The sequence below is a fragment of the Chitinophaga arvensicola genome, from assembly GCF_900110835.1.
GTDB lineage: Bacteria > Bacteroidota > Bacteroidia > Chitinophagales > Chitinophagaceae > Chitinophaga > Chitinophaga arvensicola.
Window position 1 is genome coordinate 510,703 of record NZ_FOJG01000002.1, and the last position, 20,461, is coordinate 531,163.

The 20,461-nt window shown below is 47.6% G+C and carries 21 protein-coding genes; 11 read left to right on the forward strand and 10 right to left on the reverse strand.

Translation table 11 applies throughout. The annotated features are described in order from the left end of the window. Position 1: 1 nt before the first annotated feature. The gene (locus BMW79_RS19365; protein WP_089897292.1) at positions 2-1,336 is read right to left on the reverse strand and encodes a TolC family protein; all 1,335 of its coding nucleotides are present in this window, start codon (positions 1,334-1,336) and stop codon (positions 2-4) included. An 86-nt stretch (positions 1,337-1,422) separates the two neighbouring features. On the opposite strand from BMW79_RS19365, the gene BMW79_RS19370 reads away from it, so the two are divergent. Then, a complete protein-coding gene (locus BMW79_RS19370; RefSeq protein WP_089897293.1) occupies positions 1,423-2,214 on the forward strand; it encodes a helix-turn-helix transcriptional regulator in 792 nt (263 codons plus the stop codon). A 78-nt stretch (positions 2,215-2,292) separates the two neighbouring features. After that, positions 2,293-3,831, forward strand: coding sequence for a S10 family peptidase (locus tag BMW79_RS19375; protein ID WP_089897294.1), 1,539 nt, complete (start codon positions 2,293-2,295; stop codon positions 3,829-3,831). 114 nt (positions 3,832-3,945) lie between these two features. Here the strand turns inward: BMW79_RS19375 and BMW79_RS19380 are convergent, their stop codons facing one another. From BMW79_RS19380 to BMW79_RS19390, 3 genes are read right to left on the reverse strand one after another with little or no spacing between them, the layout of a single operon-like run. Continuing rightward, positions 3,946-4,740 (reverse strand): porin family protein, encoded by a 795-nt coding sequence (locus BMW79_RS19380; RefSeq protein ID WP_089897295.1) that lies wholly within the window; start codon positions 4,738-4,740, stop codon positions 3,946-3,948. Continuing rightward, a complete protein-coding gene (locus BMW79_RS19385) occupies positions 4,733-5,809 on the reverse strand; it encodes a PCMD domain-containing protein (RefSeq protein WP_089897296.1) in 1,077 nt (358 codons plus the stop codon). Before BMW79_RS19385 ends, BMW79_RS19380 begins: the two co-directional genes overlap by 8 nt. A 60-nt stretch (positions 5,810-5,869) precedes the next feature. Then, the gene (locus BMW79_RS19390; protein ID WP_089897297.1) at positions 5,870-6,928 is read right to left on the reverse strand and encodes a PCMD domain-containing protein; all 1,059 of its coding nucleotides are present in this window, start codon (positions 6,926-6,928) and stop codon (positions 5,870-5,872) included. 125 nt (positions 6,929-7,053) lie between these two features. Here BMW79_RS19390 and BMW79_RS19395 point away from each other — a divergent pair, with 125 nt between their 5' ends. The 3 genes from BMW79_RS19395 to BMW79_RS19405 all read left to right on the forward strand — a co-directional run bounded on the left by BMW79_RS19395 (position 7,054) and on the right by BMW79_RS19405 (position 9,415). Next, a complete protein-coding gene (locus BMW79_RS19395) occupies positions 7,054-7,569 on the forward strand; it encodes an FUSC family protein (RefSeq protein ID WP_089897298.1) in 516 nt (171 codons plus the stop codon). A 57-nt stretch (positions 7,570-7,626) separates the two neighbouring features. Next, positions 7,627-8,457: a phosphatase PAP2 family protein gene (locus tag BMW79_RS19400; protein WP_245752605.1), complete on the forward strand. Its 831-nt coding sequence runs from the start codon at positions 7,627-7,629 to the stop codon at positions 8,455-8,457. A gap of 436 nt (positions 8,458-8,893) precedes the next feature. Next, positions 8,894-9,415, forward strand: a complete 522-nt coding sequence (locus tag BMW79_RS19405; RefSeq protein ID WP_089897299.1) for a hypothetical protein — start codon at positions 8,894-8,896, stop codon at positions 9,413-9,415. On the opposite strand, the gene BMW79_RS19410 is transcribed toward BMW79_RS19405, so the two are convergent. From BMW79_RS19410 to BMW79_RS19420, 3 genes are read right to left on the reverse strand one after another with little or no spacing between them, the layout of a single operon-like run. Then, entirely contained in the window at positions 9,404-10,048 is a 645-nt protein-coding gene (locus tag BMW79_RS19410) for a phosphatase PAP2 family protein (protein ID WP_089897300.1), read from the reverse strand. The two genes, BMW79_RS19405 and BMW79_RS19410, sit on opposite strands and share 12 nt — an antisense overlap. A gap of 4 nt (positions 10,049-10,052) precedes the next feature. Next, the gene (locus tag BMW79_RS19415; protein ID WP_089897301.1) at positions 10,053-10,499 is read right to left on the reverse strand and encodes a DinB family protein; all 447 of its coding nucleotides are present in this window, start codon (positions 10,497-10,499) and stop codon (positions 10,053-10,055) included. A gap of 27 nt (positions 10,500-10,526) precedes the next feature. Then, positions 10,527-10,979, reverse strand: coding sequence for a MarR family winged helix-turn-helix transcriptional regulator (locus tag BMW79_RS19420; RefSeq protein ID WP_089897302.1), 453 nt, complete (start codon positions 10,977-10,979; stop codon positions 10,527-10,529). Between the two features lie 140 nt (positions 10,980-11,119). On the opposite strand from BMW79_RS19420, the gene BMW79_RS19425 reads away from it, so the two are divergent. After that, on the forward strand, positions 11,120-11,950 hold the full coding sequence (locus tag BMW79_RS19425) for an ion transporter (protein ID WP_218150385.1): 831 nt from the start codon (positions 11,120-11,122) through the stop codon (positions 11,948-11,950). A 3-nt stretch (positions 11,951-11,953) separates the two neighbouring features. Here BMW79_RS19425 and BMW79_RS19430 read toward each other — a convergent pair whose 3' ends face one another. Next, on the reverse strand, positions 11,954-12,349 hold the full coding sequence (locus BMW79_RS19430; protein ID WP_089897304.1) for a GRAM domain-containing protein: 396 nt from the start codon (positions 12,347-12,349) through the stop codon (positions 11,954-11,956). A 61-nt stretch (positions 12,350-12,410) separates the two neighbouring features. Here BMW79_RS19430 and pncB point away from each other — a divergent pair, with 61 nt between their 5' ends. After that, complete coding sequence (gene pncB, locus BMW79_RS19435; RefSeq protein WP_089897305.1) at positions 12,411-13,577, forward strand: nicotinate phosphoribosyltransferase; 1,167 nt, start codon at positions 12,411-12,413, stop codon at positions 13,575-13,577. Positions 13,578-13,642: 65 nt separating this feature from the next. On the opposite strand, the gene ypfJ is transcribed toward pncB, so the two are convergent. Continuing rightward, on the reverse strand, positions 13,643-14,506 hold the full coding sequence (gene ypfJ / locus BMW79_RS19440; protein WP_089897306.1) for a KPN_02809 family neutral zinc metallopeptidase: 864 nt from the start codon (positions 14,504-14,506) through the stop codon (positions 13,643-13,645). Between the two features lie 150 nt (positions 14,507-14,656). On the opposite strand from ypfJ, the gene BMW79_RS19445 reads away from it, so the two are divergent. Genes BMW79_RS19445 through BMW79_RS19460 form a run of 4 tightly spaced genes read left to right on the forward strand, consistent with a single transcriptional unit; the run spans position 14,657 to position 19,366 of the window. Next, positions 14,657-15,667, forward strand: coding sequence for an NADP-dependent oxidoreductase (locus BMW79_RS19445; protein WP_089897307.1), 1,011 nt, complete (start codon positions 14,657-14,659; stop codon positions 15,665-15,667). Between the two features lie 8 nt (positions 15,668-15,675). Beyond that, positions 15,676-16,503: a formate dehydrogenase accessory sulfurtransferase FdhD gene (gene fdhD, locus BMW79_RS19450; RefSeq protein WP_089903975.1), complete on the forward strand. Its 828-nt coding sequence runs from the start codon at positions 15,676-15,678 to the stop codon at positions 16,501-16,503. A gap of 13 nt (positions 16,504-16,516) precedes the next feature. Then, complete coding sequence (locus BMW79_RS19455) at positions 16,517-18,811, forward strand: FdhF/YdeP family oxidoreductase (protein WP_245752607.1); 2,295 nt, start codon at positions 16,517-16,519, stop codon at positions 18,809-18,811. Between the two features lie 3 nt (positions 18,812-18,814). Then, positions 18,815-19,366, forward strand: a complete 552-nt coding sequence (locus tag BMW79_RS19460; protein WP_089897309.1) for a putative glycolipid-binding domain-containing protein — start codon at positions 18,815-18,817, stop codon at positions 19,364-19,366. Here BMW79_RS19460 and BMW79_RS19465 read toward each other — a convergent pair. Next, positions 19,356-20,423 carry an NAD(P)H-dependent flavin oxidoreductase gene (locus tag BMW79_RS19465; RefSeq protein WP_089897310.1) on the reverse strand — a complete coding sequence of 356 codons (1,068 nt, stop codon included), beginning with the start codon at positions 20,421-20,423 and terminating at the stop codon, positions 19,356-19,358. The genes BMW79_RS19460 and BMW79_RS19465 overlap by 11 nt on opposite strands. Between the last annotated feature and the right edge of the window lie 38 nt (positions 20,424-20,461).

A 20,461-nucleotide genomic window follows, 5' to 3' on the forward strand; every position in this document is an offset into this window, starting at 1 on the left:
ATTAAAGGTTGCCTGTTGCTTTCAATAATTGATAGTATTGTAACTGTGCGGTCACTTGTGCGGTGGTCAGATCAAAGCGGGATTGCAGTAACTGTGTTTCTGCATCCAACAGATCAGTCAGCAGGGATAGCTGATTGAAATAGGTGTTATTTACAATCCGGAAATTCTCCTTTGCCTGTGTGATGTTGTCATTTGCCACACCAATACGGGTAATCGCTTCCGTATAGCGCAGGTAGGCCGATTTTACGTCCTGTCGTACCTGGTCTTTGGTGTCGGCATGTTCTATTTCCTGTCGTTCCAGGTTGATTCGTGCCTCCTGTTTTTTATGTTTATTCTGGTAGAAAGCCGAAATGGGCACACCTGCTTTTACGCCTACCTGTCCTAAGCCATATAAGGCAATGGAATAGGGATAAAAGAGAATCTGCGGGTAGGTATATGCGTACTCGGCATATAGCCCAACTTTGGGCAGGACATTACTTTTAACGTCTTTCAGTTTCAGTTCACTCAGTGCGGTTTCCTTCTCTGAAATCTTAAATGCAAACGAGTGTTCATAGGCATCTGCTACATAATCTTCATAGGTACGTACCGGCAGTTGCTGTACCAGCAATGTATCCAGCGCCACCTGGTTGTTGGTACTGTCTGGCTGACCAATCATGATATTAAGGCGTTGATTAGAGATCAGGATTCCGTTTCTTATTTCGAGCAAGGTCATTTTCTGTTTGGATAACTTCAGCTCAGCTCTTAACAGGTCGCTTTTCAGCACAACACCATTGCGGTTCAGCTGACGGATCTCTTCCAGTTCCTTTTCTCTTTCGAGGATGTCCTGCAACATTACTTTTTCGTACATCCGTCCACGGTATACATCCAGGTACAGGGCTGCGGCTTTATACCGGATCTCAGTAACGGTTAGGTTCTTCTGCTCTTCCGCTAATTCAGCTTCTGTTTGTCTTACTTTGATTTCGCGGGTGGTTTTACCGCCGTTATATACATTGAGATAGGCATCTGCACCAAACTGGTAGTAGCCGTGCACAACCGGATATTGTGTGGGACTATTGAACAGGCCATCTTCATAAATGGCCAGATTCGACACGCGGGCATATACCCCATTTGCTTTTACTTCCGGTAAACGTTCGTCTTTCGCGGCTCTTGTCCGTTCATCCATACTCTGGATACGGAGATGCTGCATCTGCAATTGCCTGTTATAGGTATCTGCCTTTTTCCATACATCCGTTAACGTTAGGGGATTCTTATCAGGGTCCTGACTAATGGCTGTTTGCGTACAGAAAAGCGTTAGTATGACCGCCCCTCCAAGCCACTTATTAAGTATTGTAGACATATCTGTAGTGATGAAGATGCAAAGTTCCAACCCTATTAGTTAATTTATTTTCTATAAATTGCCATAAAATTGCTAGAACCGGCCAAATGAAAGATTTTGATCCACAGCTTGTATTGGAAGATGTAGATGCCATCCCGGAATCCGCATACATATGGCACTGGAAAACGGAACATCACTTTTCCTATCATAAGCATAACAAAGGACAGCTCACCTATGTTGAAGGGGGCGCGGCTTTTTTATACACAAAAGATAAAACCTACTTCCTGCCTGCCCGGCATTATATGTGGGTACCGGCGGGGGTAGAACACTATTTTCAGCATCGCTACCCGGCCAACTATATCCGCACCATCTACTTCTTCAGTGAGCCGGAGGATCAGGAAGATCCATTCTATACAAAAACGGGCATCTACCCTGTCAGTAACCTGTTACTGGAGATGATCCTCCATACCGCTTCCTGGGATGGCGATGTCCTCCCGGATGATAAACGCTTTGTATTTATCAAAGCCATCAAATACATGCTGCCGTCGATCAGTTCTGTGCCGCTTCCTATTACACTGCCTACTACTGATAATCCAAGATTGCAACCCGTATTGAAATACATCCAGGAGAACCTGGCGGAGCCGCTTACCCTGGAAACCGTGGGGCATGAATTCAGCTACAGTGAACGCACGCTGACAAGGCTTTTCAGATCAACCATGGATATATCGTTCTTCCAATACCTGAAACTGGCCAGAATGATCAAAGCCATGGGCTACCTGCTGGAAACAGAGAAAACGATTAACGAAATAGCATGGGATACCGGCTACAACAGCGTTTCAGCATTCAGCAATACCTTCTTTAAACTGGTGGGGCGCCGGCCGAGCGATTTTCAGCCCTGATACCCGATCCGTTCATCCGAATGTGCTTGATTATTTGGGCCAATTGCACAATCTTTAAGCACAATCAAGATCTGATCCATGAATCCAACGCGTAAACAACCATGGCTGCCGCTCCTGCTGGCAGGTGCCATCAGCCTGCAGGCCACTGCACAGCAAAGGAATGTAAAACCAATTACCAGAGAGGATGTCATTCCGCAAAGGTCTGTGACACTGAATCCGGATACCACCGTTGTTACCTATCATGATGTAACGGTAAAAGGGCAAAAGATTCCCTATAAAACAATTGCAGGCTCACAACCGGTGTGGGACCAGGATGGCAAAGTACTGGCGGGTCTGTTTTACACCTATTACGAAAGAACAGATGTGAAAGACCGTGCGGCAAGACCGCTGGTTATTTCCTTCAATGGTGGCCCGGGTACACCTTCCGTGTGGATGCAGATTGCCTATACAGGCCCCCGGCTGCTGAATATCGATGATGAAGGCTACCCGGTACAACCCTATGGCATACACGAAAATCCGGAAACCATCCTGGATATAGCGGATATCATTTACATAGATCCCGCCAACACCGGCTTTTCCCGGATCATCGGGAAAGATGTGCCCCGTGAGAAATTCTTTGGGGTCAATGCAGATATCAGGTACCTGGCAGAATGGATCAATACTTTTGTGTCACGTCAGAACAGGTGGGCATCTCCCAAATACCTGATCGGTGAAAGCTACGGTACTACCCGTGTGTCCGGCCTCGCACTTGAACTACAGAATGCACAATGGATGTACCTGAATGGGGTGATCCTCGTGTCCCCTACCGATTTGGGCATTTCCCGTAACGGCCCTGTGGACGCAGCTTTGAGGCTGCCATATTTTGCTGCAACAGCATGGTATCACAAAATGCTGCCGCCGGATCTGCAACAGAAAGACCTTACCGCCGTGTTGCCTGAGGTAGAAAACTTTACTATTCATGAACTGATCCCTGCTATCAGTCAGGGTGGCTTCCTGGAAAATCAGCAAAGAAAAAATATTGCGGCAAAGATGGCCCGCTATTCAGGTTTGTCGGAAAAAGTGATCCTGCAGCATAACCTCGATGTGCCACCAGGCTTCTTCTGGAAAGAACTCCTACGGGATAAAGGCTTCACCGTTGGCCGGCTCGATTCACGCTACCGGGGCCTCGACCGGGAAGATGCAGGCAACGGACCCGACTACAACGCCGAGCTTACTTCGTGGCTACATGCGTTTACCCCTGCCATCAACATCTACCTGAGAGAAGAACTGAAGTTTAATACAGATCTAAAATACATGATGTTTGGCCCGGTGCATCCCTGGGATAAAAACGGCGATAACACCGGCGAAAATCTCCGTGAGGCGATGGCCGCCAACCCTTACCTGCATGTCATGATCCAATCCGGTTACTATGATGGCGCCTGCGATTATTTCAATGCCAAATACAGCATGTGGCAAATGGATCCCGGTGGCCGGCTGAAAGACCGCCTTTCCTGGCATGGCTATCGCAGCGGGCATATGATGTACCTGCGGAAAGATGACCTGGCTACCGGCAATAATGATATTAGGGAATTTATCCGGGCCTCCTTACCTAAGGCAGGTCAGGCAGCGAAATACTGATTAAGGTAGATGAGCATCGCTCTGATAACGCCGCTCTCCGCTCCGATAGGCGTATAATAAAAAAGGCAGCAGTGACCGGCGTCGCTGCTGCTTTTTTTATTGACAAAGGCATTGTTATATCTTATAAGCTACACCCAGCGTCAGGTAAATATTATACATCGGAAAAGACATTCCTTTGAAATCGCCGGGAAATATCGGACGTAATCCCCAATTGAGGTTGCCGTCGATGCTCAGCCGCTTGCCTACACGGTAAGCTGCGCCTCCCTGTAATCCACAGTCAAATGAACGCACTTCCGTACCAAAATCAAAGGTCGCTTCTGTGATGATGATCTTCTCACCCAGTGAACCGCCGTTGCGGATATATCCGTCGGATACGGTACCGTAGAAGTTAGAGCTGAACAACCAGGCCACGTAACCACCGAGGTTAAAACGCCATCTGTCGTTTGGGGTAAATACAGCGCTTATCGGGAAAGATACGTACGCATTGCGCACGGTAGTCTGGTTTTTACCGGTAAAATCCCCTTCAAAACGACCACCATCATCGGTGGTAATGATGGTAGGGAAATACTGTACTTCATCTTTCGTGCCCATGCCTTTGTAGTCAAGCTTTACGGCTACAGCAGCGCCCCACTTTCTGGTGGCACGGTAAGATAATTCATATCCCAGGGAAGGAGAAAATTCCGGCCAGTAGCCGTTGATCTTACGAATGGTATTAGGTAAGCCAACCGGTGCTGTAGCACCGAAGTTGAAACCCGCCAGGATGCGATGTTCCAGCATTGGTTTGAAATCATCCGTTTTCGTTTGTCCTTGTCCGTTATCCTGTGCAAATAACTGAGTGGTAGCCATCAGCATACCCAGCATCAGTCCTGATATTTTTATATTCATGAGCTGCATTGATCTTTTATTCATTTACGATTTCAATATTATCCAGTACCAGTTTGCTTCCTACTGCGCCCCTGTAGTGGTCTCCGTCTTTACTGGAGGATGCAATGATAGCCAGCATTACCTGTTCGCCCATGTTAACCACTTTGCCCGATAGGTTCTGAAAAGGAATATCGAAATGCGTCCAATCAGCCTTTGCGGAGCCATCTGTTAATATCGCGGTAGCGATTACGCGGTCGGAAGTCAGGATATTGGTAGCATCCAGTCTGCTTGTACCGCTGTACAATACTGCATAGATAGAACACTCATCTGTTACACCTGGTACAGGTTTGCCATCTTTGCCCTGAAACTGTGCACCTGGCTGATATTTATAATAACCGGTAAAGCGTTGCGGCATACCTCTGTAAGGCTGACCGAATTGCGTACATTTCAGTGGGTTTTCGAGCAGGTAATCTGTTACGAAATTCCCCATAAATAAAGAGCCTGCAAACAGGTGGATACCCATCCAGCCTGATAAAGCGTTACCTGGCTTTGTTTCCATCACAGCTGCATACTTTCCGTCGTGTGCGTCGCTGCTGACGTGCAATGGAAAATCATTTATTTCCGTTACGCCTGTGATGGCAATACCAATATTGCCGGAGGCCCACAGATTGCGGCCGTCATCTGCCAGTGGGTTCACGTATTTCCAGGAAGCGCCTTCACTGGAAACGGTATCCCATCTTTCAAATCCAAATTTCCAGTTACCTGTTCCTACTACTCTTACGGTGTAGATTTTGCCTTTGCCACCGGTAGCAGGTGTAACGGTGTATTGGGTAGTACCGGTGCTGTCGAACCGTAGTGTATCACCGGAAGCGGGAAATACCTTTGCACCATTGCTTACGCTGATAGTGGGTACGATACCGTTCTTAAATGCACTATCGGTCAGGTATAAACGCACCTGGCGTTTTGTCTGATCAATAAAAACATCACCAGTCAACTGATTCTTTGGTACTGCGAATGTCGTAATGTCTGCTTCCGGGTTCGTGGGAGCATCTTTAATGCACGACTGTAGCAGGCCTAAGGAGGCCGCTATACAACATAGTTTCCGTAAATTCATTTTCCGTTCGATTTGTTAAAACCCTGCAAAGGTACGAAAGATGAATCCAGGATCCCGGTTTTATTGATGAATGACCTGCACACTATCCAATACCAACCTGCTGCCGATTGCACCTTTATAACTATCTCCATCCTGACTGGAAGAAGCCACTATGGCCAACATCAGCTTCTCTGCCGCCGCATATGGCCTTACCTGCGTAAATGGAATATCAAAACGCGTCCATACTGCGCGGGGGCCACCATCGGGTATACTGGCCGTAGCTACGATCCTGTCGGAGGTATGAATATTGGTAGCATCTAATCTTGTCGTGCCCCGATATAATACCGCATATATGGAACAACTGTCTTTCATGTCCGCAATGATATTACCGGCTTTATCCTGGTACTTTTCTCCAGGCTGGTATTTATAATAACCAATAAAACGCGAGGGCTTACCGGCGTAAGGCTGTCCGAATTGCGTAGCCTTCAAAGGTGCAGCCAGTGCGCTTGACGGATCAAATACGCCAACAAAGAGTGAACCTGCAAATAATTTTATACCGATAAGATTTGATAATGCAGTACCTGCACGTGTAACCAGTTCAGCGGCATATTGCCCATGATAGGCATCTGTTGACCGGCGCAGCGGATATTCCAGTGGATCTTTCTTCACACCGGATAGTGCAATGCCCGGGTTGCCGGAAGACCAGAACATGGTACCATCCTCTTCTACAGGATATTGGTATTTATCGTTATCGTTCAGTCCCCAGTTTTCAAAATCCCATTTCCAGGTACCCACACCTATCACTTCTACGGTATACGTTTTCATATTACCGCTGGCAGAGGTCACCACATACTCATTCACAATGGTAGAATCAAATAGTAGGGAATCACCAGAGGCGGGCGATACCGTAGCCCCTGCAGAAAGCGTCAGCGTAGGCACTACACCGCTGTCGAAGGCAGCAGGTGTAAGATAGAGCATGATTTTCCGGTTGGCCTGGTCAATAAATACATCTCCTGTCAGGTATCTCTTTGGTATTGTAAAGGTTTCAATATCAGCTTCCGGGTTGGCAGGTGCATCTTTGATACAGGCATATAACGAAACAATCAGCACGGTCAGATAACACAGTTTATTTATTTTCATGCAGTTTCTGGTTAAAATATTACAACAATCCCCAGCAGTCAAAAGTTCAGTAATATTTATGATGGGGCATCTTCTACAAAATAAATATCATAGTTCATATTTATCAAAATTATTATCATTGTAAAATGGTTGACAAAGCGAGAATCAGGCGCATATTGATTTACGCGGCCAAATGCGTAACAGGCGTACTCATGGTGCTGGGATTGTCCCGGCTGGTAAATTATGATGATATTATCTGGGTACTGATTTCCGTGATGCTGGTGTTATCCCCGGATGGCTCCGATGCAGTAACGTTAGCGGTTACACGGATTAAAGCAAATGCGGTAGGTGGTGTTGTTGGCTTCCTGCTGATATTGTTACATCCCAATATGATTTTCATGATGTGTACGGCAGTATTTGTGACCGTGGTCATCTGTAATTTACTCAACCTCGAAGCGGCTACGCGTACGGCATTAGCGGCTACCATTATTGTAATGACCCATGAAGCGGGGGAACATCTCTGGGATACGGCCGTGGCCAGGGTACTCTCCGTACTGGCAGGTTGCCTGCTGGGGTTGTTGATCACCTTCCTTTTTCACAACCGGTACACGAAGCAAACGGCTGAAATGATCCTTCCGCGACCTGATCGCGGCGGGGAGTAAGCGCAACAGATTCTCTTCAGAATCGGGTGATACATTTGGCATCACAAGGAGTGATGCATGAAGAAAATGATTTTCCCGGTAATAACGATATTAGGCGCCCTTACGGCTTCCTATCGTGCTGAAGCACAACATCCCGATTCTCTGCCTGTCAGCCATGATACGGTTCAATTCAGCTATCCCCCGCAAAAAAGCGGGTTATCTGCAGTGTCAGATCAACGGTTTCACACGACTGTTGCGGGTATTGCCGTTCCTGTAGCGATGATTGGCTATGGGGTGCTGGCGCTCCATAATCCTACTCTCCGTGATCTGAACAGCACTACCAGAGCGGAATTAAAGGAGGATCACCCGCAATTCCATACCCATATAGATAATTATCTGCAATATGCCCCTGTAGCCGCCGTTTATGCGCTGAATGCTTTCGGTATTCATGGTCAGCATAACCTGCGCGACCGGACCATTATTCTCGGCATTTCTGCGGTGTTGACGGCCAGTTCTGTAGAGTTGGTGAAAAGAGGGACGCACCAGGAAAGACCAGACGGCTCTGATAACCTGTCTTTCCCTTCCGGCCATACGGCCACGGCATTTGCAGCAGCTGAATTTCTTCGGCAGGAGTATAAAGATGTGTCTCCCTGGTATGGTGTAGGAGGCTATCTGGCCGCCACCACCACTGGTGCATTGAGGATGTACAATAATAAGCACTGGTTAAGTGATGTAGTGGCAGGAGCTGGCTTTGGCATCTTAAGCACAAAAGCCGCCTACTGGATGTACCCATTGATACAGCGGAAACTCTTTAAAGCGCCCGCACAACATGCTGATAAGGTGGTCATGCCATATTATAACCCTGAATTTCACAGCGCAGGACTAAGCTTTATATTCTTCCCACGTTAACATGATAAAAATATAGTATACCCTTCCCCTCAGCAACCACAACGCTGCCTGATCCGCAACGGATATCAAGAATGCATATATTAATTTATTTTTGGGAATATTAACTTAAGACAATATGGGGGTTAACCCCTAAAGTTGACCTGGCTACAAACACCTGTTTTTGGCAATGAGGCAAAGTTGCGGGTTTCTATTGAGAAATTTTGTGATTTAATTGTTAACGTGCAAAAAAAAAGTTCATTTTTGCAATATTCCACGGAAAGAGCAGACTTGTGTTCAAAAAATAGTGCTTTTATTAACATGGGATTTACATTTACCTATGCTTTACCCTTTATTTTAGCGCTGTCAATATGATAAAAGCAAAAGCCCTCTGATCTGTAGCAACTCAAAATAAAACGCGTCCCATGTTTCATCAACCCTTCCTCAAAAGCTATTAACTATGTACGTTCCGGTAATCATTTTCTTTTTCTTTATGATCTGGTACATTCATTTCAGGACCCAGAGTTATCGCGGGACTTCTTTTAAAGAGAAGAAACTGAAGCCGATGGCTGGTGAGGATGCAATACAGGCGGTGCGGATAGTGGGCGTTTCCAATAGCGTATTCAGTATTTCCAAATACCTGCGCAGTGTGAAAAACCTTTCTGATAAACGGTTTATGACAGTGGCAATAGACCAGGTAATTACAACGACAATGGGCACTACCCATCAGGCCCGTTTGATTGAAAACCTGGCGCCTGGTGAAGAACGGCGCCTCGGGCATACAGACCATGTACGGGAAGGGAAATACCAGATCTATATCGGCTATGAAATACTTTGGGCCAGGTACACCCCGGCACCGGAATGGCACAAAGAAAAGACTGCTGAGATGGCATCTCCCGCTGTACTTTATCACGAAATGCTCAAGCAACATCAGGACTCACTCATCAGGGAGATGGCCGAGAAGAAAGACCTATTGTCCTGATACCGGCGCCGTTTTCGCTTTAAAAAGGCTGATCCAGACCATTGAAAAGAAAACCCCTAAACTGGCACCGGCCGTTACATCCTCCAGAAAATGCTGGCTCATATACATCCTGGAATACCCTACCAGCAATGCCAGGCCCAGGTACAACAATGACCAGTACTTATTTTTTGTATAATAAGAGAGTACCGTCGCCGCTGTAAAGGCGCAAACACTGTGGCCGGAAGGAAAGCTCCTGAAGTTGTCCAGTACCGCTACCCCAGGTACAAAATATATATCATGCAACTGCGCCGCAAAATAACGATGCGGACGAGGGAAGCCTACCAGCGCCTTCAGACTGAAACTGATAGCTGACGTAAAAAGATAGGCGGTAGCCAGCATAGCGCCTTTACGCTTACTGATCAGCAGCAGTAGCAGGGAAATCAATACTGCCGCAGATACACTTCCCAATTGGGTGATGTAAGGGAATATCAAATCACCTGCAGGCGTGTGCAGCTTATTGATAAAGAAATAAGCCTGCTGACGCGTTACAATCATCCGTATGGAGAGCACCGTTAATACAATGACTATAAATGGCCACAGCAGCCATTTCACTTCCTGGTACACTCTTATAAATCTTTGCAGAAAAGCATTCATGTATTCACGACTGGGTTAGGCGGCGATGATAATTGATCTGGCCAAGATGATAATTGAGATGGGTGCTCAGGTGCACCAGGAAATGACCGGTAGACATTGTACCGGAAAAAACCTTCTCCGGATACAGGCTTTCCAGATCTTCCGCTGATAAACCTGCTATAACGGTCAGGATTATACGCCGTGTGGCGCTGATCAGCACCAGCAAGTCCTCCGTTGGAACATCCCGGTCGCTGAATTCCAGCTCCCTGTTGCGGATATACCCCGTTTGCCCCAGCACAGCACCTACAAAATGTTGCAGATTGCCACACAGGTGCAGGCATAACGTTCCCGCTGAATTCTTAATGCCGGGAGGTACCAGCCAGATACCCGCCCCGCTTTCGTAGGCGGCGATCTCCTCTTCCAGTTTGCTGAGATCCCGCTCAAATAAATTGATCAAAATTCCGGTAAGCATATGCTAAAGATAGGAAAAGTGGAAAGATCATCTTTTTATATTATTGTAAATATGTTCCAGTACTACCTGTGCATGCAGCAGGTCATTCCGGGAAATACCCTTCTCTGCCAGCTCTACTACAGATAACGCTAACGGATATACTTTCTCTTTGAGTTTCTTTCCACTCACTGTCAGCCAGATCCTTTTACTGCGCCTGTCGGTTTCATCAGCAATGCGTTTTACCAGGTTTCTCTTCTCCAGGTTGTCCAACAGCTTGGTCAGGCTGGCTTTATCTTTGCCTGTTTTGTCTGCCAGTTCCTGTTGCCTGCTGCCATCCTGCTCACCCCAGAGATATCGCAGGATAAAGTACATATCTGGTGTAATGTCCAGCCCGGCCTGCATAAAAACACTTAATAGCCGGAGCCGGTAAGCGGTATGAGTTTTAATAACTGCGCTCGCAACGTTCATGCGCAACTTCGCACTGATATCTGGTTTCGTCATAATATGGTTAAAGATTGAACGATTCTGGTGTATGGAGTAAACAATAAAAAATAGTTAAACGATCAACTAATTACCTGGTATTAAAGTTTTCACTAAACATAAATTAACCAATTTTTGTTTAAAGTTCATAATTCAGCAGGATGACTAACCAAACAAAGCGGAAAATGACGCCTTTCCAGGAGAAGTGGCACAACATCGTGTTTGAGGCTGATACCCCGGCAGGAAGAGCGTTTGACATCATTCTGCTGATCGCCATCCTCATCAGTGTGGTGATCGTGATGATGGAAAGTGTAGTTCCTTTACAACAGCGGTTTGGCCGTTTGTTTCACGTACTGGAATGGATTTTCACGATCATCTTCACCCTGGAATACCTGTTCCGCGTTTGGTGCAGCTATCGCCCAAGGGCCTATATGACCAGTTTTTACGGTGTTGTGGACCTGCTTTGCATTCTTCCTACCTATGTGGAAGCATTCTATGGTGGCGCACATTTTCTGCTTACCATCCGTATCCTGCGGCTGATGCGTATTTTCAGGATCTTTAAGCTGGTGCCCTTTCTCAATGAAAGTAAACAACTATCGCTTGCCCTTCAGAAAAGTCAACGGAAAATATTCGTTTTTCTTTTCTTCATTGGATTGCTCACCGTAGTACTGGGCGCTATCATGTATGTGATAGAATCTGAGCATAACTCCGGCTTTACCAGCATCCCTGTAAGTGTGTACTGGGCAGTAGTTACCCTTACCACGGTGGGTTATGGAGACATTGCTCCTATAACGCCGCTGGGACAAACCTTTTCAGCACTTATTATGATTATGGGTTATGCCATTATAGCAGTGCCTACCGGGATAGTAACGGTAGAAATGAGCAGGATACGTAACCGTGATGAAGTAGATCATAGAGTTTGTCCGCATTGCATGCGTGAAGGACACGATGTCAATGCGGACTTCTGCAAATACTGCGGCGCTAAACTCTGATGTTTAATTTACACTGAATAATGGCTGTACGTCTATCATCGCTTTCTGGTAAGCGGCGTCGAAAATCTCCCATTTACCGGTAACACCGAAACGGACCTTACGGCCGTCGATCAGGTCAAACTCAGCTATCTTCTTGTTGAAGCCGTGCTTTGTTCTTTTAAAGTCGGTGATATCAGATAACTGAAACTCCTGGGCTACCTTTTTTCTGGTGAGCAACCAGCCGATAATACCAAAAAGTAAAAACATCAACATGGGCTTTGCTTCGAAAACAATTCTTTCATTGGTGATATACAAAACACCCTGTTTTGCCGAAAAACTGTTTTTGATGTACACACCGTTTACTTTAAACAACACGGTTTCCTGTGGGTTAAGGGGCCATTTAACTTTAATCTGCTGCATGGTAACTAACAATATGGTTAATCGCAAAAATATAATTTTATTGTGAATCTAAACAGCAAATATGATCCTGACTTCACTGCTCGATAACGACTTTTACAAATTCACCATGCAACATGGTGTGATCAAATTATTTCCGAAGGCCCGTGCCCGTTATACTTTCATCAATCGCGGGCATCACTCCTTTCCACCGGGATTTGCGGAAGCATTGCGGGAAGCAGTCGACCAGATGCAGCACCTGCAGCTTACTGCAGAAGAAAAAGAATATCTCGCGGTAACCTGTCCTTATCTTGATCCCACCTATCTCGATTTCCTCCAGGGATACCGTTACAATCCCGCAGAAGTACATATCGCCCAACAGGACGACCAGCTGGAGGTACACGCCGACGGCTACTGGTACCGGACCATTTTATGGGAAGTACCTCTCATGTCGTTGATCTGTGAACTCTTTTATCAGCTGACAGGGCAACAAAGGGTGCCGGATGAAGAAGTGATCCGGATTACCCGTGGTAAGATAGAGCAATACAAAAAGATGGATATCACCATCGCCGACTTTGGTACGCGCCGCCGGCATTCGCTGGCGGTGCACAAACTGGTAGTGAAAACCCTGCGTGAATACGGGGAAGGATGTTTTATCGGCACCAGCAACGTACACCTGGCCATGCGCAACGGTGTAAAGCCGGTGGGCACACATGCACACGAATGGTTTATGTTTCATGCCGCCAAATACGGCTTTAAGATGGCCAACATGCTTGGCCTCGAAAACTGGGTACAGGTTTACCGGGGCGATCTGGGCATTGCACTTTCAGATACCTACACCACCCCTGTTTTCTTTGAGCAGTTTGATAAAAAATTCGCCAAGTTGTTTGATGGGGTACGCCACGACAGCGGCGATCCGATTTTGTTTGCAGACCGGACCATTGTACATTATAAAGGGAAAGGCGTAGATCCGCTGACAAAGACCATCATTTTCTCGGACGGACTGAATTATGAGAAGGTGGCAGACATCGCCGCCTATTGCCGGGGAAAGATAGGGATGTCTTTTGGTATCGGTACCAATTTTACGAATGATGTGGGATTAACTGCCCTGAATATTGTTATAAAGATGTATGAGGCCCTGCCGGAAGATGCGCCCAGGTGGACGCCTGTAGTAAAGTTATCTGACGAAAACGGGAAATATACCGGTGACCCTAAGATGATAGAACTGGCGAAAGAAATGCTGAATACATAATATCATACAACGCGTTTTCCGGACCGGTATTCCCCTATCCGGAAAACGCATTGCTGATCTGCCGGCTACCAGCTGCCGAGACCTAGCCCGGTATCCCCATCTGCCACATTTCCTGATTCAAAACCTTTTTTAAACCAGAACATTCTTTGTGCGGAAGTACCATGCGTAAAGGCATCCGGCACTACCTGCCCGGTGCTGGCCTGTTGCAGCCGGTCGTCTCCAACGGCGCTGGCTGCATTCAACCCGGATTCTATATCTCCCGGATCCAGGAAAGGTTTGATTTTATTGGCGCGATTCGCCCATACACCCGCGAGGAAATCGGCCTGGAGTTCCAGCATGACTGATAGTTTATTGTATTCCTTTTCGCTGAGGCGGGAACGCATTGACTGCAATTTAGCACTGATGCCCAACAGGTTCTGTACATGGTGTCCTACTTCATGTGCAATGACATAAGCCTTCGAGAAATCGCCTTTCACCCCGAACTGTTGTTCCAGTTCATTAAAAAAAGACACATCCAGGTATACTTTGTGGTCGGCCGGGCAGTAAAAAGGCCCCATGGCAGATTCTGCAAAGCCACAACCGGATTGGGTGCCTTTCTCAAAAGAAACCATGCCTGGTACTTCGTAGGTTTTATTCCGTTCCTGGAATCCCTGTTTCCATACCCGTTCTGTGCTGTGCAGCACTTTGGCGGACATGATTTCGAAGGGGCTTGCATTTTCTTTGGTGAGTTTTTCAGCGGTGCCTCCCTGTTCCTGACCGGGGCTTACCTGCTGAACGGCCTGCATAACCTGTTGCGGATCCTGTTTAAAGATCAATGCCAGCACAATAATGACAATGGTGCCAATACCGCCGCCCACACCGATCTTGCGCATTCCGCCACCGGTACGTTTCTCGACGTTTTCGCTCATTTCTTCATCATCAAGACGCATAGTAGATGTTAAATTTAAGTGGTGAAGATTCTTACCCCGAATGTACATTTTTCGCTTGTATTTACCTTCTTTTGCCCGCTGGTAAACAAAAGCATTTTCTTACCTGTTAATTGTTCATTGCCATTTCTTACCCGTTAAATACCGTTGTGTATGAAAATCAAGCAGATCCTGCTGGCTGCCCGCCCCAAGGGCCTACCTGTAGCCGAAGACTTTAAAACCGAAACAGCCACCTTACCGGAACTGCAACCAGGCGAAGTGCTGGTGAAACCGCTTTACCTTTCCGTAGATCCGTATATGCGTGGCCGTATGAATGATACCCGCTCCTATATTCCTCCGTTCCAGGTGGATGCGCCGATAGAAAGCAGCGGCGTAGCAGAAGTAACGGCTAGTAAAGCCGATCAGTTTAAACCCGGCGATAAAGTAATGAGTACAGCCCCCCGCCCCTTTTTACCCTGGGCAACGGCCGCCATCTTCCCCGCCGCCCATCTCCGGAAAGTAGACGACAGCATTCCGCTTACCCACTACCTGGGTTTGCTGGGCGTGCCTGGTCTTACTGCCTACTTCGGAATGGTAGACATAGGCAAACCTAAACCCGGTGAAACAGTAGTGGTGTCCGGCGCAGCAGGAGCAGTAGGCATCGTGGTAGGGCAGATTGCCAAAATAATGGGCTGCCGCGCCGTAGGCATTGCCGGCGGTAGTGAGAAGATCAAACTGCTGACCGATACCTTTGATTTCGATGCCGCCATCGATTATAAAGGCAACCCCGATATGGATTCCGCTGTAGCAGCCGCCTGTCCCAATGGCGTGGATGTTTATTTCGACAACGTAGGTGGCGATATTTCTGATGCAGTGGCACGACACCTCAATTTCTTCGCCCGTGTCCCCCTCTGCGGTCAGATCTCCCTGTATAATTCCACAGAAGTACCGGTAGGACCGCGTATTCAGCCTATCCTGGTAACCAGGAGCATCCTGATGCAAGGCTTTATTATCACCAATTATGCCAGCAGATTTGGCGAAGGCGTGAAACAGCTCGCTGAATGGATTAAAGCAGGCAAGATAAAATACACCGAAACAATAGAAGAAGGATTTGACCGCTTACCGGATGCTTTACTCGGATTATTTTCCGGTAAAAACAGCGGTAAGATGATAGTGAAAGTGTAATTTTGGATATGACAAATTCAGTTGTTCATACCCGCGTTAGAAAAGTAGCTGCCGAAAGTATCACTGACGCCAATGATACCCTGGCTACCGAAGATCCACTCGAAATAAGACTGGTGCATGGGCCTTCCCATAACCGCCGGCAACAGAACATATCCGTTACGATGCGTACGCCTGGTGAAGATATGGAACTGGCTGCCGGCTTCCTTTTTACAGAAGGTATTATCGCCAACCACGCTGACATCCAGGAAATTATTGTATCAGAAGATGACAACGGCAGCGTGGCCACCGTGCATCTGAAACCTGCCATAGTTGCGCAACTGGCAAACAGTCAACGGAATTTCACCGCCACCGCCGCGTGTGGTGTATGCGGCAAAACAGATCTGCAAGCTATTCATACGTCCGTTTCCGTTAGTAAATCGGGGTTACGTCTTACCACTACCCAACTCTTCGAACTTCCAGCCATCCTGCGGAAAGAGCAGTCACTTTTTGAGAGTACCGGCGGACTGCATGCCGCTGCGCTTTTCAATGAAGCAGGCGACCTGCTTTTTCTCCGGGAAGATATTGGCCGGCACAACGCCGTAGATAAACTGATTGGTGCGGCCATGCAACAACAATTGCTGCCATTACAACAATACGGGCTTTTGCTCAGTGGCCGTGCCGGTTTTGAGCTGATCCAGAAAGCAGCTATGGCTGGCATACCGGTGATCGCCGCTATCGGGGCGCCTTCCAGCATGGCGGTAAAAAAGGCTGAAGCATGGAATATCACCCTGCTGGGATTTTTAAAAGATCAACGTTTTAATATTTACAGTGGAGCAGAAAGAATTGATGTCAAATAAAATCATACCCGTCATGGATAGTGCTGAAAATCCCGTCCGTTTTACCGGGATCAAACTAGGACCGCCCAAAACAGTAGCTGCCGGTATTCCCGCCGTGGTATCCAGTATGCGTCATATCCTCGAAGAAATGAATGCTTTTCGTGGCATGAAAGCCCTGCTGGAACTCAACCAGAAAGATGGCTTCGATTGCCCGGGGTGCGCCTGGCCTGATCCGGACGATGAAAGATCCGGCATCGCCGAATACTGTGAAAACGGCGCCAAAGCCGTTGCGGAAGAAGCCACTACCAAAAAACTGACACCGGATTTCTTTGCACAATACCCTATAGCTGCGCTTGGCCAATTAACGGATTACGAGATCGGCAAGAAAGGCCGCATCGCACAACCCATGTACCTGGCCGCCGGTGAAACCCATTATAAGCCTATCGCCTGGGCAGACGCCTATAAAATTATAGCCGGTCATCTTCACCGGCTATCCTCACCCGACGAAGCTGTTTTTTATACTTCCGGAAGAACCAGTAACGAAGCCGCCTTCCTGTATCAGCTGATGGTGCGGGAATACGGCACCAACAACCTGCCCGATTGCTCCAATATGTGTCACGAGTCCAGCGGAGTAGCCCTGAGCGAATCAGTAGGGATTGGTAAAGGATCTGTTACCCTGGAAGATGTACATGAAGCGGAGGTAATCATTATCCTCGGACAAAACCCAGGCACCAACCATCCGCGTATGCTCACGGCCTTGCAAAAGGCAAAAGCCAACGGCGCTACTATTATTTCCGTAAATCCTCTGCCAGAAACGGGTTTGATGAATTTCTTAAATCCTCAGACCGTTAAAGGGATGCTCCAGATCAAAACCCACCTCACTGATATTTTCCTCCAGGTAAAAATCAATGGTGATATGGCGCTCATAAAAGCCATTGCCCTGCTGTTGTTACAGGAAGAAGAAAAAATGCCGGGCAGTGTTTTTGACCAGGACTTTATTGCCGCCAGCACACAGGGATATGAAAACTATATCGCGCACCTGAAAACACAATCGCTGCCACAACTGATGGCTGATTGCGGCGTAGCACCGGAATTAATCCGGGAAGCAGCGCAGGCACTGTTCCATAAAAAGAAAATTGTTGCTTGCTGGGCGATGGGACTTACCCAACATAAAAATGCCGTTGCCACTATACAGGAAGTAGTAAACCTCCTGTTACTGAAAGGCAGCATTGGCAAACCCGGAGCAGGCACCTGCCCGGTACGTGGGCATAGCAATGTTCAGGGCGATCGCACCATGGGTATCTATGAGCAACCCGCACCCGCATTCCTCGACAAAATTAAAACGGTATATGGTTTTGAACCACCCAGGGAACATGGATATGATGTGGTGAATGCGATAAAAGCCATGCACAGTGGCCGGGCCAGGGTGTTTATCGCCATGGGCGGCAATTTTCTCTCTGCCACACCTGATACGCTGTTCACGGCCGAGGCATTGCGGAACTGCGATCTTACCGTACATGTATCTACCAAATTAAACCGCAGCCACGTAGTACATGGAAAAGAAGCACTGATACTCCCCTGCCTGGGTCGCAGCGACAAAGATTTCCAACAACAGGAGCAACAGTTTGTGACCTGTGAAAATTCGATGGGTGTAATCCAGATGTCGAAAGGGAACCTGACGCCTGTATCTACCCACATGAAAAGCGAACCTGCCATTATCTGCGAGTTGGCGATTGCCTTGTTTGGTGAAGATACCCGGATGCCGTGGGCAAAGTATATGCAGCACTACGATCATATCCGCAACGATATCGAAAAGGTAATTCCGGGATTTGACGATTATAACAAGAGAGTACGACATCCGGGAGGTTTCTATCTGCCAAATGGCGCCAGGGAAGGCAGGTTTAATACCTACAGCGGCAAAGCCAATTTCAATATTGCTCCCGTACAAACCACCCCGCTGGCCATCGACGAATATATGATGATGACCATCCGCAGCCACGACCAGTTCAACACTACCATCTATGGCCTGGACGACCGTTACAGAGGCGTATATCATGAAAGAAGAGTGATCTTTATGCATCCCGGCGATATTGCTGCAGCGGGATTTCATCCTGGAGATATGGTGGATCTGTATAACTATCATGGAGGGAAAGAACGGGTGGCATATGGCTTCATTATTGTATCCTACCAGATACCGGAAAAGTGCACCGCTACTTATTTTCCGGAAACCAATGTATTGGTGCCGGTAGACAGTGTTGCAGATAAAAGCAATACACCTACCTCCAAGCTGGTGGTTATCAAAATAAAATCAACGATCATAAACAAATAGCTCATGCGACCCGTTATATGGCAGGCATTGAAATGGCCGGCAACTGAATACTTTACACTCCAGGAAAACGGAGCAGGAAAAATTGCCTCCGGTTGTATAAATGGAGTAAAAGAGGAACAACCTTTCTGTATTCATTATACAATTGAGCTCACTCCCGCCTGGCAGGTGTCGTCCTTTCATATCCGGCAGGAAGGACTAACGCCTACAGAACTTAAACTGACAAGTGATCTGAACGGTCATTGGTTCGACAAAGACAATAACCATATCGACGCTTTTGACAACTGCATCGACATTGATATTTCATTAACGCCTTTCACGAACACATTACCCGTTCAGCGGTTGCCTTTTGAACTACAGGAAACCAGGATGCTGGATATGTTATATATCAACCTGCCGGACTTTGAATTGCAGAAGGTATCGCAACGCTACACCAGGCTGGGATTACGTGAATATCTGTATGAGAATGTCATCACCACTTTCGCGGCTACTTTACCATTCGATGAACAAGGTTTTGTAGCAGACTATCCAGGACTATTTAAGCGTATCACTTACTAAGCGCCAACGTGGTTTCACGGACCAGCTCCGCGAAAATATCGCCCGTGCTCCAGGCACGGGCTTTCCCGGCCGCCTGACCTGCCCAGACATTAATAAACTCCGTTTTATCCAGCTCTCTGGCTACTTTCCGGATAGGTTGCGTCAACGCATCCTGGTAAGGATAATCGCTGATCGGCAACCCGGATGCTTCGATTTCCTTGAGGAGCGTATTTCTTACTCCCCGGGCCCACCGACCGGAGAAGGCGCGCGTAAGTAGTGTATCCGTGTCCGTTATGCCTGCCAATACCGCTTTATGCGCCGGCGTTGCCAGGCTTTCTTCTGCTCTCAGAAACAAGCTGCCAACCTGTACCCCTGAGGCACCCAACATCCTGGCTGCAGCCACGCCTCGTCCATCCATGATACCACCGGCAGCTATAACTGGTACGCGTACACGATCCACGACCTGCGGCACCAATGCCATTGTTCCTATACGGGGCAATTCTCCGGGAAGAAAAGAGCCACGGTGTCCGCCCGCCTCTATTCCCTGTACTACCACTACATCTGTTCCGGCAGCCACCAGCAGCGAAGCTTCCTCAATACAGGTGGCAGTGCCCATCAGTAAGGCCTGATGTTCTTTCAACAACCTGAATCCTTCCTCATCAGGCATACCAAAGGTGAAGCTGATGTGCCGGATGCCTGCTGCCAGTATCACGGGTAACTGTACCCTCCAGGAATAAAAGGGTACCTCGTCATAACTCACCGGCGTAGCAGCCAGCTGATGCGCCCCATAAAGAAATTGCAGGAATTCCTGCATGTCGTCAAATGTTTTCCGGTCGTAATGGGCCGCAGGTTCATATACAAACAGGTTCACCGCAAATGGTTGTTGCGTAAGTGCCTTCACTTCGCGGATCAGTGCCGTTATCTTTTCAGGTGGCAAGCCACCTACCGGTAAAGAGCCCAGGCCCCCACTATTGCTAACAGCTGCTACCATGGCCGGCGTAGTGATACCCAGCATGGGCGCCTGTATGATCGGATAGGTGATCCCCAGCATACGCGTCAGTTCATTTTTCCATTCCATGACTCAATATTTAGTACTATAAATTTACGGAAGTTTAT

Bases quoted from the DNA above. Each gene is read 5' to 3' on its own strand.
- BMW79_RS19365 (WP_089897292.1), bottom strand. From the start codon at position 1,336: ATGTCTACAATACTTAATAAGTGGCTTGGAGGGGCGGTCATACTAACG.
- BMW79_RS19410 (WP_089897300.1), bottom strand. From the start codon at position 10,048: ATGAATGCTTTTCTGCAAAGATTTATAAGAGTGTACCAGGAAGTGAAA.
- BMW79_RS19375 (WP_089897294.1), top strand. From the start codon at position 2,293: ATGAATCCAACGCGTAAACAACCATGGCTGCCGCTCCTGCTGGCAGGT.
- pncB (WP_089897305.1), top strand. From the start codon at position 12,411: ATGATCCTGACTTCACTGCTCGATAACGACTTTTACAAATTCACCATG.
- BMW79_RS19380 (WP_089897295.1), bottom strand. From the start codon at position 4,740: ATGAATAAAAGATCAATGCAGCTCATGAATATAAAAATATCAGGACTG.
- BMW79_RS19460 (WP_089897309.1), top strand. From the start codon at position 18,815: ATGCGACCCGTTATATGGCAGGCATTGAAATGGCCGGCAACTGAATAC.
- BMW79_RS19420 (WP_089897302.1), bottom strand. From the start codon at position 10,979: ATGACGAAACCAGATATCAGTGCGAAGTTGCGCATGAACGTTGCGAGC.
- BMW79_RS19370 (WP_089897293.1), top strand. From the start codon at position 1,423: ATGAAAGATTTTGATCCACAGCTTGTATTGGAAGATGTAGATGCCATC.
- BMW79_RS19465 (WP_089897310.1), bottom strand. From the start codon at position 20,423: ATGGAATGGAAAAATGAACTGACGCGTATGCTGGGGATCACCTATCCG.
- fdhD (WP_089903975.1), top strand. From the start codon at position 15,676: ATGACAAATTCAGTTGTTCATACCCGCGTTAGAAAAGTAGCTGCCGAA.
- BMW79_RS19390 (WP_089897297.1), bottom strand. From the start codon at position 6,928: ATGAAAATAAATAAACTGTGTTATCTGACCGTGCTGATTGTTTCGTTA.
- BMW79_RS19405 (WP_089897299.1), top strand. From the start codon at position 8,894: ATGTACGTTCCGGTAATCATTTTCTTTTTCTTTATGATCTGGTACATT.
- BMW79_RS19400 (WP_245752605.1), top strand. From the start codon at position 7,627: ATGAAGAAAATGATTTTCCCGGTAATAACGATATTAGGCGCCCTTACG.
- BMW79_RS19425 (WP_218150385.1), top strand. From the start codon at position 11,120: ATGACTAACCAAACAAAGCGGAAAATGACGCCTTTCCAGGAGAAGTGG.
- BMW79_RS19445 (WP_089897307.1), top strand. From the start codon at position 14,657: ATGAAAATCAAGCAGATCCTGCTGGCTGCCCGCCCCAAGGGCCTACCT.
- BMW79_RS19395 (WP_089897298.1), top strand. From the start codon at position 7,054: ATGGTTGACAAAGCGAGAATCAGGCGCATATTGATTTACGCGGCCAAA.
- BMW79_RS19385 (WP_089897296.1), bottom strand. From the start codon at position 5,809: ATGAATTTACGGAAACTATGTTGTATAGCGGCCTCCTTAGGCCTGCTA.
- BMW79_RS19455 (WP_245752607.1), top strand. From the start codon at position 16,517: ATGGATAGTGCTGAAAATCCCGTCCGTTTTACCGGGATCAAACTAGGA.
- ypfJ (WP_089897306.1), bottom strand. From the start codon at position 14,506: ATGCGTCTTGATGATGAAGAAATGAGCGAAAACGTCGAGAAACGTACC.
- BMW79_RS19415 (WP_089897301.1), bottom strand. From the start codon at position 10,499: ATGCTTACCGGAATTTTGATCAATTTATTTGAGCGGGATCTCAGCAAA.
- BMW79_RS19430 (WP_089897304.1), bottom strand. From the start codon at position 12,349: ATGCAGCAGATTAAAGTTAAATGGCCCCTTAACCCACAGGAAACCGTG.